The sequence below is a fragment of the Deinococcus sp. AJ005 genome (genome assembly GCF_009017495.1).
Taxonomy (GTDB): Bacteria; Deinococcota; Deinococci; order Deinococcales; family Deinococcaceae; genus Deinococcus.
Map to the genome: position 1 here is coordinate 3,093,251 of NZ_CP044990.1, position 11,898 is coordinate 3,105,148.

Below are 11,898 nucleotides of genomic sequence, written 5' to 3' on the forward strand. Positions count from 1 at the left end.
CTTCACCCCCCTGGCAGCCGCCGCACGGGCAGGTTCACCCAGCCCCGGCGTGAGATCCAGCGCAGCACGATCACGGTCAGCACGCCGCCCAACTGCGACTGAAAGGGTGTGACATAGGGGTGCAGCGCCAACACCGCAAAGGCCCCCGCAGCCGCCGCCGTGGCGTAGAGCTGATCGCGGCGGTACATCACCTCTGGCACCTCGTTGGCGATCAGGTCACGGATGATACCGCCGCCCACGCCGCTGATGGCCCCGGTGAAGACCACCCCCAGCGGTCCCAGCCCGAAGTTGATGGCCCCCAGCGCCCCCGAAGCGGCGAACAGCGCCAGCCCCGCCGAATCGAACAGACTGATGGCGCGCTCGAAACGGGCCAGCCGCTCGCCGAAGCCGAAGGCCAGCACCGAACCCAGCAGCGCGGCGTACAGATACGATTCGTCCCGCAGGAATAGCGGCGGCGTCTGCCCGGTCAGGGTGTCGCGGATGGCCCCGCCGCCCACCGCCGTCACGCAGCCCAGCACCAGCACCCCGAACAGATCGAAGCGTTTGCGCACGCCCAGCAGCGCCCCCGACAGCGCGAAGGCCAGCACGCCGATCAGGTCCAGCCAGTGCAGCCCGGCTTGCAGGGTAATCTCTGGTGGCAGCAGCTCATGCACGCCGCGTACTTTAGCCTGTCCAGCTTTATCCCGTCCGGCTCAGCCCAGCAGTTCTGCCAGCCTCTGCACCGTGCGCCAGTTGCGGACCGTGGCGTGTTTAAGGTGGCCCAGATTCAATCCGCTCTGGCCCAGGCCGTCCGGGGTGTGCAGATAGACCTCACGCCCGCTGGCCGTCCAGACGTTGCCGGGGCGGGCACAGATGGTGGCGATCTGGGCCGGGTCAGGAACAGTGTTCAAAAAGGCGACGTGGACCAGTGTGCCGTCTGCCTCCTGTGCATAGGGGTTGCGCGACTCCAGACCGGCCCACCCGGCGGCGCTGCGGAGAATGACATTGACGCGGAAGCCGAACTCTTTTTCGATGGCGGCCTCAATCAATTCAACTTCGGGCGCACCGGCCTCGAAGACCACATTGCCGCTCTGGATGTAGGTCTGGACCACGGTGAACCCCAGTCCCTCGAAAACGACGCGGAGGTCAGACATCCGTATCTTGTGGTGGCCGCCGACATTGATTCCGCGCAGCAGGGCGACGTGTTTCATGCCCGTATTTTGAAGGGTCCAACCCGGCTCATCGGAAAAGTCGGGTGACGTGTCAGGCTGACGCCATGAAAACTTCGATCAGGGCGCTGACCCTCGTGCTGGGCCTGTCGGGACTGGGACTTCTGGGGCTGGCCGACGCCGCCACGGCCACCACCACCGCGAACGCCAACCTGCGCCGCCTGCCCTCGCCGCAGGGTCAGGTGTTGCGTGTGGTGCCCGGAAATACGCTGCTGACGGTGGCCTGCACAGGAGACTGGTGCCGCACGACCTACCAGGGACGCGGAGGCTACCTGGCCCGCTCGCTGCTGCGGCCCACCAGCAAAAGCTCAGCGCTGACCGGAACAGGCACGGTGTATTACGCCAGTTGCACGGCCCTGCGCGCCGCCGGGGCCGCGCCGATCCGGCTGGGCAAACCGGGCTACCGCACCGGGCTGGATTCCAACCGCAACAGCGTGGCCTGTGACCGGGGAGACCGCTAAACCCCAGCGTTTGTGCGCCATTTCATGCTTTGTTTTCTAAACTAGGATAGAATGACAGGCATGACTGCCACAGCCCCCAACCCATTCACGCCCTCCGCCCCCGGCAAGTTGCGGGTGGACATCTGGTCCGACATCGCCTGTCCGTGGTGTTACATCGGCAAGCGGCGTTTCGAGACGGCCCTACAAGACTTCCCGCAAAAGGACGAGGTGGAAGTCGTGTGGCACAGTTTCGAGCTTGATCCCTCTGCGCCTACCGAGAACCCGAATTCCATGCGCGACGGGCTGGCCCGCAAGTATGGCCGCACCCCAGCCCAGGCGCAGGAAATGCTGGACAGCATGACGGGCACGGCGGCGGTCGAAGGTCTGGAGTATCACTTCGAGAACACGCGCCTGACCAACACTTTTCTGGCCCACCAACTGATCCATCTGGCTGCCGAACACGGCCAGCAGGACGCCATGAAGGAGCGGCTGCTGCTGGCCTACATGTCCGAGGGCCAGAACGTGGGCAATCTGGATACGCTGGCGAAACTGGCACAGGAAGTCGGTCTGGACGGCTCAGAGGTCCGCGCCACCCTGGAGAGCGGCAAGTATGCCGATGATGTTCGGCAGGACGAGGCACAGGCGCAGGCCCTGGGCATCAGCGGCGTGCCGTTCTTCGTGCTGGGCGGCAAGTACGGCGTCAGCGGCGCACAGGGAGCAGAGGTGTTGCGCGGCGCACTCGATCAGGTCTGGGCCGAAACGCATCCTGCCCCACTGACCCTGCTGGGTTCCGCGAACGAGGCAGAGGGCTGCGAGGACGGGCAGTGCGCGGTGCCTTCCACGAACTGAGGCCATCTGTCAGGGCCGCACCAGCATGATCTGCTGTCTGGTGCGGCGGAAGTTCAACCGGGTATAGAACGCTTCGGCGGAGGAATCGCGGGTGGTCAGCAAGTACACGCTGTTCGCGCCCCGGCTCTCCGCCTCTGCCAGATACCGGGTCATCAGGGCGCGGCCCAGCACGGCCCCCAGACACTGACCCGCCTCCCATGCCACTAGACACGCGGCGCGCGGAGCGGCCAGCAGTCACTTAAGCAGGCAGAGGCACTTTCAATGCCACGCCTCGTTCCACAGCGTGGCATTGAAAGTCGCCATGAATGTCTGGGCGGCAGCAGGCAGGTCAGCGGGCACAACTCCAGAGCGAAAAGAATAGGCGGAAACCCCCATCAGGATTTCCGCCTTCTTCTTGCCGTTCAGTTCAGGGTCAGCCTCAGACTGAGGCGGGCGGCTCGTTCATCGGCGGCTCTTCTTTGGTCTTGATCAGGCTGACGATCACGCCGCCCGCCAGCAGGCTCAGGGTCACGCCCAAGCTGATCGCTGGGTCCAGTTTGCCCCAGATCTGCGAGTAAAAGATCTTGAGGCCGATAAAGACCAGCACCAGCGACAGCGCGGGCTGAAGGTACTTGAAGCGGTGGACCGCCGCCGCCAGCGCGAAATACAGCGCCCGCAGGCCCAGGATGGCGAAGATGTTGGAGGTGTAGACGATAAACGGGTCCTGCGTGATGGCGAAGATGGCCGGGATGCTGTCTACCGCGAACACCACGTCGGCAGTTTCCACCATGACCAGCGCCAGCAGCAATGGCGTGGCAAAGGTCTTCAGCCTGCCGTTCACCATCTGTTTGACCGTGAAGCGCTCGCCGTGCAGTTCATCGGTAATGCGTAAGCGCTTTTTCATCCAGATCAGGAGCTTGTTGCTGGAAAAGTCATGCTCGGTGTCGCCGTCTCTGAGCATCTTGATCCCGGTGAACAGCAGGAACGCGCCGAAGATCCACAGCACCCAGTCGAATTGCGTGACCAGCGCGGTGCCCAGCCCGATCATGATGGCGCGCAACACGATCACGCCCAGGATGCCCCACAGCAACACGCGCCGTTGCAGCTTCAGCGGAATGGCGAAGAAGGCGAAGATCAGGCTGATCACGAACACGTTGTCCAGCGCCAGCGCCTTTTCCAGCGCGAAACCGGTATAGAACTCGATGCCTGATTCGCGGCCCAATGTCAGCCACACCCACGCCCCGTAGATGAGGGCGATGGCGATATAGAAGGCCGACAGCCAGAGGCTCTGGCCTACGCCCATCACGCCGTCGTCGTCTGGCCCCAGCTTGCGCTTACGGCGTTTTTCCAGCACACCCAGGTCAAAGGCCATCAAGGCGATGACCACCGCCAGAAACATGACCCACATCCACGCGGGTTTGCCCAGCCATTCAGTCGCCGTCAGAAAGGAAAGATCCATGTCCATCTCCTTGCACGGAAGACCCCCTGTTAGGGAGATGGCCGGGAGCGCAAAGAACGACCCGGCACGCCTTCGCGTGCCGAGTCTCGCCGTTTCTGGAATGCACCGGGATTGCAGTCTGATTTGACTGGCCCGTATTGACGATGCATTCCCCTGCCTTATGGCAGATAGCTACTCCCTCGTTGTCGAAAAGTGTAACGGAGAGAGTGACCTGGAGTCTTAATGAAACATTTGTGCAGCTCAGGGGAACCAGATGCGTGTGTGGACCGGGCGGACAAGAGGAGAGAGGGAATCCCCGATCAGGATTCCCATCCCCAGTTTTACCCGTTACTGACTGGTGATCGGCGTGTCCACATGCAGGGTGTACCGCTGCACTCCAGCGCTTTCTAGACTGCGGATGTAAGTCTTGCTGCCCTCCGGCAGATACACGTAATGCTCGGCGCGGGACCAGCCCCCGCTGATGTTCCAAGTCTGCTGCATATCGGGCGTGGCGGTCCTGAAAATGGCCGTGAACGGCTGACTGGCATAGGCCACGCGGTCATGGGTCATCAGATCTAGGGTCTCGCCGTCGTCGCGGATGCCGTTGGCATTGTTGTCCTGCCACATGGCCCAGCGCAGGAAGCGGGCCATCGCGTCTCCGATACTGCCTTTCAGACTACCTGCCACAATTCCGGTGGGCAGCAGCAGCGTCACGTCCTGCGCGTTCTTCGCCTCAGCCTGCCATCTGGCCGGATCGACTTCCACGCTGGTGGTCCCGGCGGGCACGCTCAACTGGTACACGCTCTTGCCATCCTCGGTCAGCAGGGACAGGTAGGCGTTCGCGGGCGCGGCAGGAAAACGGACTTCCACGCCCGTCGGCAGCGGTGGGCGGCCACCATCGGGGGCGGCGGCGGGACTGGCCGAGCAGGCGGCCAGCAGCAGGCCCAGCCCGGCCAGGACGATCAGATTCAGGCGCTTCATTTCAGACCTCCCAGACCATTCAGGCCCATCGAGATCAGGCGGTTGGTCGGCTCGTGCAGGCGGATGGTCAGGGCCTCATCGGCGGCGGGCACGCTGTTCATGGTCACGCGGTACTGGCCGGGCGTGGCGGTGGGTTGCAGCACCTCGTGGCGCACCAGACTCCAGCCCGCAACACGCGTGCCCTTCTCCTGTGATTTGCCGTCCGTGCTGCTAAAGCTGTAGTTAAAGGCCGAGTCGGCGTAGCTGTAGATGTCGTGGGTGTTGAACAGTTCCTCGCCGCTCTCGGGCCTGCCGTTGCCGTTGGCATCGCGGAACAGCGTGAAGTACACGTTGCAGGTCTTGGCCGCCTCGGGCGTGACCACCACGTTGTTCAGGCCTTTGGCCTCGCCAGTTTTGAAAGGGGTCAGGCAGGCGACGTTCTTCTTGAGCGGATCGAGCAGGTAGGAGTCTAGCCGCAGGGTGCCGCCGTTCACCATGCCGCCCGAGTTGGGGCCGCCCGGATACGAAAATTGCCCGTCTTTGCCCAGGCCGCCCGTGGTCAGCACCTGCACGCCTGCCTTCTGCTGGGGATCGGAGCCGTCCAGAAAATAAATGGCGGCCAGGGTCAGCCCACCCGTCTGGGCCATGTCTGGAAAGCGGAAGTTCAGGGTGGTGGAGGTAATGGGCGGCGGAATGGGTCTGGGGCAGGCGGTCAGCAGCGTGAGCAGAATGATGCTGCCGCCCGCAGCCTGCACGGCGTTCTTATGATGGCTTTTCATGACCCCCGAATTGTAACCAATCCTGGGCTAGCGAGGCAGTGGCGACTGCGGGACTGTCGTCCGCCACTAGGCTTTTCCACTGCGCCCGGTGCGGCTCTGGATCACCACCACCAGCAGCAGAAAGCCGCCGCGAATGACGCTCTGCCAGTACGGCGACAGCGAGATGATGCCCTTGCCGTTCTCGAAATTCAGGATGTTGAAAATCAGCCCCAGCAAGAGCGCACCCACCAGGGTGGACCACACGCTGCCGGTGCCGCCCGTGAGCAGCGTGCCGCCCACCACCACCGCCGCGATGGCCGACAGTTCCCAGCCCAGGCCCTCGGTGGGTTGCCCCGCGCCCAGTTGCGCCGCCAGGATCATTCCGGCCAGCCCCGCCAGCGCGCCGGACAGCACGTACACGCCCATCAGGACGCGGTTCACGTTCAGACCCATCAGCTTGCTGGCATCCTCGCCGCCGCCGACGGCCAGCGCGTGCCGTCCGGACGGCGAGTAACGCAGCGCTATTCCGCCCGCGATAAAGGCGATCAGGAGAATCACACCCGGCACCGGCAGCCGCAGCAGGTCGCCCTGCCCCAGCCAGGTCAGCGCCGTGTTGTTCAGGTCTATGCCCACGCCGCCCTGGTTTCGCGCCAGCAGCAGCGCCATGCCGCGCGCCCCCAGCAACGTCGCCAGCGTGACGATGAACGGCTGGATATTCAGGCGCGTGATGATCAGGCCGTTGATCACACCCACCAGCGCCCCCGCCGCCACCGCGCCCAGCACCGCCACGATCACACCATAGGGGCTGAGCAGCGCGGCCACCACACTGGACATCGCCACCACGCTGCCCACCGATAAGTCAATGCCCCCAGTAATGATCACAAAACACATGCCCAGCGAGATCAGCCCGAACATGGCGTTGTAACGCAGGAAGGTGGAGAAGTTGTACTCGCTCATAAAGCCGGTGTAGCGCAGCGCCCCGAAGACGATCAGCAGGATGAAGGCGGCCAGCACGCCGTACTGGCCCAGTAGGCTGATCAGCCGGGCGCGGCGGGGATCACGGGTGAGGTTGGTGTTCAGCATGCTATTCCCTCCGGCGGCGCTGTTGCAGGGCCACCGCGATGATGATGATGGCGGCCTTGACCACCAGCGCGGCGGCGTCCGGGACGCCCTTGGCCAGCAGCGTGAACCGGATCAGTTGAATGATCAGTGCCCCGAACAGCGTGCCCAGCACCTGCGCGCGGCCCCCCGAGAGCAGCGTGCCGCCCACGGCCACTGCCGCGATGGCGTCCAGCTCCATGCCCTGCCCCACCTGATTGGCGTCGCTGCTGGAATTGATGGCAATGACGATGAGGCCCGCGATGCCCGACAGCAGCCCGGTAATGGCGTACACCGCCACCTTGACTCGCGCCACCGGAATGCCCGACAGCCCCGCCGCCGTCTCGTTGCCGCCCACCGCCAGCACCGAACGCCCGAACACCGTGCGCCGCACCGCCCAGTAGGTGAGCGCCACAATAACGAGCATCAGGATCACCTGAAAGGGAATCCCGAAGGGGCGGCCCAGCCCGATGTACGAGAACCCCGGCACGGTAAAGCTCTGGAGCTGCCCGTTGGTAATGACCTGCGCGATGCCGCGCCCGGCGATATACAGGACGAGTGTGGCGACAATCGGCTGCAACTTCAGCCGGGTGACAAACAGGCCATTGAGAATGCCGAAAGCCCCAGCCACCAAAACTGGAACAATAAAAGCCAGCGTGATTCCCAGCCACTGGGTATTCGCGAAAGCAGCATTCAGGAAAATGAGCGGGGCCAGCACGCCACTGATCGCCATTAAAGAGCCGACGGACAGGTCCACGCCCCCGGTGGCGATCACCAGCGTCATGCCCATCGCCACGATGATGATGGTGGCCACCTGCGTCAGATTGACGTTGAGGGTCTGCACGCTCAGAAAATACGGCGTGAACAGGGCGTTAAAGATCAGCAGCGCCAGCAGGATCAGGATGCTGGCCCGCACCTGTTTCAGGTCCGCGAGAAGGGTCTGCCAGCCGCCGCCAGAGCGGGACGGGCGGGCGCTGGAGGCCGCGCCGCTCACGGGCGCACCTGCGGAGCGGGAATGTCCTGCGCCTCGGCACCCTGCGCCATCGCATGCAGCAGTTCCGCCTCGGTGATCCTGTCGCCCGACAGCCGCGCCACCGAATGCCCGTCGTGCAGCACCGTGACCTCGTGGCAACCCTCGATCAGCTCTTCCAGTTCGCTGGAGATCATCAGGACGCCCAGACCGTCTTGGGCCAGCTCGCCGATCAGGCGCTGAATCTCGGCCTTCGCGCCCACGTCGATGCCGCGCGTGGGTTCGTCCAGAATCAGCAACCTTGGATCGATGGCCAGCCAGCGCGCCAGCAGCACCTTCTGCTGGTTGCCGCCCGACAGCTCACGGATGGGCTGATCGGGATTGCTGGTCTTGATGCCCAGTTGCGCCACGAAGCGGTCCACGATCTCGCTTTGGCGGGCGGTATCCACCACCCCGGCCCGTGCCAGACGCGGCAGGATGGCCAGCGTCAGGTTCTCGCGCACGCTGAGTTCGGGGATAATCCCCTCCGCCTTGCGGTCCTCGCTGCAAAAGCCCAGGCCCGCCTTAATCGCCTCAGCGGGGGTGCGGAAGTGAGCGGGCCGGCCGTCCAGCGTGACCTCGCCCGCGTCCGGGGTGTCCGCGCCAAAGATCACGCGCGCCAGTTCACTGCGGCCCGAACCCAGCAGCCCGGCCAGCCCCACCACCTCGCCCTGCCGCACGGCCACCGAAGCGCCGCTCAGCCGCTGGCCCAGGCAGATGCCCTCTGCCTTCAGCAACGGCTCCCCGGCCTTGCCCGCACCGGACTTCACAAATCCAGTCTGCGCGCCCTCGTTCTTGATCTCGCGGCCCAGCATCTGTTCCACCAGTTGCAGGCGGGTGATGTCGGCCATGTTTCCGGCGTAGACCGTTCGCCCATCGCGCATCACGGTAATCCGGTCACACACGGCGTACAGCTCGTCCAGGCGGTGCGAGACGAAAATCACCGACACGCCCCGGTCCTTGAGGCCCCGGATCACGCCGAACAGCGTGTCCACCTCGCGCTCGTTGAGGCTGCTGGTGGGTTCGTCCATGATCACCAGTCGGGCGTTGATGGACACCGCGCGGGCCAGCGCCACCATCTGCTGAATCGCCGTGCTGAAGGTGCCCAGCGGCTGCGTCACGTCCAGCCCGATGCCCAGTTCTTTCAACAGGCGGGTGGCCTCGGCGTTCATCACCGGCCACTGGATCAGGCCCCATTTCCTGGGTTCACGGCCCAGAAAGATGTTCTCGGCCACCGAGCGCAGGGCGATCAGATTGACTTCCTGGTAGATGGTGGCAATCCCGCCCAGTTGTGCGGCCAGCGGCGAGCTGAAGGCCGCCGGGCCGCCCGCGAAGGTAATGCTGCCGCCGTCACGCTGGTACGCGCCGGTGAGCACCTTGATCATGGTGCTTTTGCCTGCGCCATTCTGGCCGATCAGGGCGTGGACCTCGCCCGCCCCGACGGTCAGCGAGGCCTGAGCAAGTGCCGCGACGCCCGCGAAGCTTTTCTGAATGCCCTGCATGTCCAGCAGGGGCGAACCGCCGGAGGAGGTCGGGGCAGGCGGACTGGCACTGGAAGAAGGAAGAGTGGTCAACAGGGTGGCTCCTTGACGAGGGATTCAAAGGGGGTAAGCGGTATTGTGCGCCGCCCGGACATCAAAACCGCGCCACGCTTTAGGGGCGTGACGCGGCTGCGAAAACGAGCGGGTCAAACGGCGTTTCTACAAGCTCAGTACGCGCCTGCCAATCCGGTCTTGGCACTCTCGGGGGTGTAGTCGCGGTCGGCGTTGATGATCTTGGCGGGCAGCTTCTTGCCTGCTGCGTAGTCCTTGAGGGTGGCGAACGCCTGGGGGCCGAAGCGCGGGTTGCACTCCACGACGTAGTTGATCGTTCCGTCCACCACCATCTGCACGGCTTCCTTGCCGCCGTCGATGGACAGCACCAGGATGTCCTTGCCGGGAACCTTGCCCGCCGCCTTGATGGCCGAGACCGCGCCAATCGCCATCTCGTCGTTGTGAGCGTAGATCACGTTGGCTTCGGGGTGGGCCTGGAGCAGCGTTTCGGCCACCTGACGGCCCTTATCGCGGGCAAAGTCCCCGGTCTGGGACGCGACGATCTTGAACTTGGGGTTCTTGGCGATCACGTCGTCAAAGCCCTTCTTGCGGTCGTTGGCAGGGCTGGCACCGGTGGTGCCCTCCAGCTCGATGATGTTCATCTTGCCGCCCGCGTTCTTGACCAACCAGTCGCCCACGCGCTGCCCTTCTTTAATAAAGTCAGAGCCGATAAAGGTCACGTAGTCGGTCCCGGCCTTGGACAGCTTGGGATCGATGTTGCGGTCTAGCAGGATCACGGGAATTCCGGCCTTGCGGGCCTCGGCCACCACAGGAGCCAGCGGCTTGTCTTCACGCGGCGACAGGAAGATGGCGTCCACCTTCTGGGCGATCATGCTGCGCACGTCGGCCACCTGCTTGGCGGTGGAACCGGCAGCGTCGGTGTAGACGAGCTGATAGCCCAGCTTCTTGGCCTCATCCTGCATGCTCTTGGTCTGGGCCAGACGCCACGGGTTGTTGCTCTCCGTCTGGGCAAAGCCCACGCGGTAGGTGGCCTTGACGGGCAGCTTGGGCAGCATGGTCTGGGCCAGTACGCTGCCGGTGACCAGCGCAATCGCCAGCATTCCAAAAGTTACGGTTTTCTTCATGTCTGTTCCTCCAGGGGAGTGGATCTCGAAATCGGGCACCGTCATGTCGATGAAGATATGTTCGGCCCCCTGATGAGGGAAAGGTGCATCGCGGTCTGCCCCGCCGGTGCGGGGGCTGCTGTGCAGGAACTGTGCTGTATTCGAGGGGAGTGTGCCAGACAAAACTACCAATACGGACTCATGATGTCAACTTTTTTTGACCTAAAGCGAATCTCGCCCGTCTGGAGAGGGGATGATTTCCAGCGTTTCAACCCATTTGAGATTGAATATTTATCGTCTGACAAGTCGCTTACCTTGAAGAACAGCCTGCCCACCAGTGTCATTCAGACCCTGGCTTGCAATCCCACCATTAAACTTGTAGTTTTGGTGGGTATCGCCTCAAATCAACGGGAATCATTTGGAGAGACAAAAGGAGCAAGATGCCCATTGCCGGAAACCGGACCCTGATCGCCGAAGGAGAGCGGGCGCTACTGGTGGTCCACGCCGTCAACAGCGAGACACGCCTGTCGATGCTCAGCCTGCTGTCGCACAGCCCCATGAACGTCAGCGAACTGACCGCCGCGATGGGACTGCCGCACTCAACGGTCAATTTCAACCTCAAGCTGCTGGAGCAGGCCGGGCTGCTGGAAGTGCAGTACATGCCCGGCACACGCGGGCGGCAGAAGCTGATCAGCAAACGCTACGAGGAAATCCTGATCAAGCTGCCCGGTGCGGCGGTCAGTGCCCAGTCCAACGTGGTGGAAATCTCCATGCCCATCGGCAATTACCGCCGTTCGGATGTGACTTCGACCTGTGGTCTGGCCACCGAATCCAAACTGATTGGGATGGTGGACGACCCCCGCTCATTCTTCGAGCCGGAGCATGTGTTCGCCCAGATCATCTGGTTCCGGCACGGCACGCTGGGCTACGACTTTCCCAACAACCTGCCGCACGGCGCGGAGGCCAGTGAGCTGGAACTGTCGGTGGAACTGTGTTCCGAGGCCCCCGAACACGATCTCGACTGGCCCTCGGACATCACGGTCTGGGTCAACGACACTGAGATCGGCACCTGGACCAGCCCGGCGGATTTCGGCGGCGTGCGAGGCCGCCATACCCCCCTGTGGTGGCCGATCAACCACACCCAGCACGGCCTCCTGAAGCGTTTCAAGATCAACCATGAGGGCACCTTCATCGACGGCAAGCAGGTGGGCGACACGTCCATCAAGCAGCTCAAACTGGGCGACCAGCCCCAGATTCAGGTACGGGTGGGCGTCAAGGACGACGCGCGCTACAAGGGCGGCGTCAACCTGTTCGGCCACAAATTCGGCAACAACGAGCAGGACCTGCTGATGCGCCTGTGGTACGAATTCCGCGAGGGTGAGCGCCCCTACGTGATCAAGTAGCAAATCCCCTGTACGTTGCTTCTACGTTGGAGCTATGCCATTCCCAGCCCTGCGTGGTGCGGGTTGTAGGGAGCTGTAAACGCCACACTTTGCAATTCCA

Annotated in this window: 14 protein-coding genes; 4 read left to right on the forward strand and 10 right to left on the reverse strand. The window is 63.6% G+C overall.

Features of this window, described 5'->3' with window-relative positions; translation table 11 throughout:
- Positions 1 to 2: 2 nt before the first annotated feature.
- Both DAAJ005_RS16875 and DAAJ005_RS16880 read right to left on the reverse strand, forming a co-directional pair.
- Positions 3 to 653 (reverse strand): trimeric intracellular cation channel family protein, encoded by a 651-nt coding sequence (locus DAAJ005_RS16875; protein WP_151848114.1) that lies wholly within the window; start codon positions 651 to 653, stop codon positions 3 to 5.
- A gap of 39 nt (positions 654 to 692) precedes the next feature.
- Positions 693 to 1,190: a DUF1697 domain-containing protein gene (locus DAAJ005_RS16880; protein WP_151848115.1), complete on the reverse strand. Its 498-nt coding sequence runs from the start codon at positions 1,188 to 1,190 to the stop codon at positions 693 to 695.
- Positions 1,191 to 1,255: 65 nt separating this feature from the next.
- Between DAAJ005_RS16880 and DAAJ005_RS16885 the strand changes: the two genes are divergently transcribed.
- Positions 1,256 to 1,669, forward strand: coding sequence for an excalibur calcium-binding domain-containing protein (locus tag DAAJ005_RS16885; RefSeq protein ID WP_151848116.1), 414 nt, complete (start codon positions 1,256 to 1,258; stop codon positions 1,667 to 1,669).
- Between the two features lie 60 nt (positions 1,670 to 1,729).
- Positions 1,730 to 2,497 carry a DsbA family oxidoreductase gene (locus tag DAAJ005_RS16890; protein ID WP_151848117.1) on the forward strand — a complete coding sequence of 256 codons (768 nt, stop codon included), beginning with the start codon at positions 1,730 to 1,732 and terminating at the stop codon, positions 2,495 to 2,497.
- A 9-nt stretch (positions 2,498 to 2,506) separates the two neighbouring features.
- On the opposite strand, the gene DAAJ005_RS16895 is transcribed toward DAAJ005_RS16890, so the two are convergent.
- The 8 genes from DAAJ005_RS16895 to DAAJ005_RS16930 all read right to left on the reverse strand — a co-directional run bounded on the left by DAAJ005_RS16895 (position 2,507) and on the right by DAAJ005_RS16930 (position 10,416).
- Entirely contained in the window at positions 2,507 to 2,668 is a 162-nt protein-coding gene (locus tag DAAJ005_RS16895) for a GNAT family N-acetyltransferase (RefSeq protein WP_151848118.1), read from the reverse strand.
- A gap of 247 nt (positions 2,669 to 2,915) precedes the next feature.
- Entirely contained in the window at positions 2,916 to 3,935 is a 1,020-nt protein-coding gene (locus DAAJ005_RS16900; RefSeq protein ID WP_226342504.1) for a TerC family protein, read from the reverse strand.
- Positions 3,936 to 4,262: 327 nt separating this feature from the next.
- Positions 4,263 to 4,895, reverse strand: coding sequence for a hypothetical protein (locus tag DAAJ005_RS16905; protein WP_151848120.1), 633 nt, complete (start codon positions 4,893 to 4,895; stop codon positions 4,263 to 4,265).
- Positions 4,892 to 5,653, reverse strand: a complete 762-nt coding sequence (locus DAAJ005_RS16910) for a hypothetical protein (protein ID WP_151848121.1) — start codon at positions 5,651 to 5,653, stop codon at positions 4,892 to 4,894. The genes DAAJ005_RS16905 and DAAJ005_RS16910 overlap by 4 nt, the downstream gene beginning before the upstream one ends.
- A gap of 66 nt (positions 5,654 to 5,719) precedes the next feature.
- Positions 5,720 to 6,715 carry an ABC transporter permease gene (locus DAAJ005_RS16915; protein WP_151848122.1) on the reverse strand — a complete coding sequence of 332 codons (996 nt, stop codon included), beginning with the start codon at positions 6,713 to 6,715 and terminating at the stop codon, positions 5,720 to 5,722.
- A gap of 1 nt (position 6,716) precedes the next feature.
- Positions 6,717 to 7,724 (reverse strand): ABC transporter permease, encoded by a 1,008-nt coding sequence (locus DAAJ005_RS16920; RefSeq protein ID WP_151848123.1) that lies wholly within the window; start codon positions 7,722 to 7,724, stop codon positions 6,717 to 6,719.
- Complete coding sequence (locus tag DAAJ005_RS16925; RefSeq protein WP_226342505.1) at positions 7,721 to 9,313, reverse strand: sugar ABC transporter ATP-binding protein; 1,593 nt, start codon at positions 9,311 to 9,313, stop codon at positions 7,721 to 7,723. Before DAAJ005_RS16925 ends, DAAJ005_RS16920 begins: the two co-directional genes overlap by 4 nt.
- A gap of 134 nt (positions 9,314 to 9,447) precedes the next feature.
- Positions 9,448 to 10,416 carry an ABC transporter substrate-binding protein gene (locus tag DAAJ005_RS16930; RefSeq protein ID WP_151848124.1) on the reverse strand — a complete coding sequence of 323 codons (969 nt, stop codon included), beginning with the start codon at positions 10,414 to 10,416 and terminating at the stop codon, positions 9,448 to 9,450.
- An 18-nt stretch (positions 10,417 to 10,434) separates the two neighbouring features.
- Here DAAJ005_RS16930 and DAAJ005_RS16935 point away from each other — a divergent pair, with 18 nt between their 5' ends.
- Positions 10,435 to 10,863, forward strand: a complete 429-nt coding sequence (locus DAAJ005_RS16935; protein WP_151848125.1) for a hypothetical protein — start codon at positions 10,435 to 10,437, stop codon at positions 10,861 to 10,863.
- Positions 10,836 to 11,798, forward strand: a complete 963-nt coding sequence (locus tag DAAJ005_RS16940) for a transcriptional regulator (RefSeq protein ID WP_151848126.1) — start codon at positions 10,836 to 10,838, stop codon at positions 11,796 to 11,798. Before DAAJ005_RS16935 ends, DAAJ005_RS16940 begins: the two co-directional genes overlap by 28 nt.
- Positions 11,799 to 11,898 lie beyond the last annotated feature (100 nt).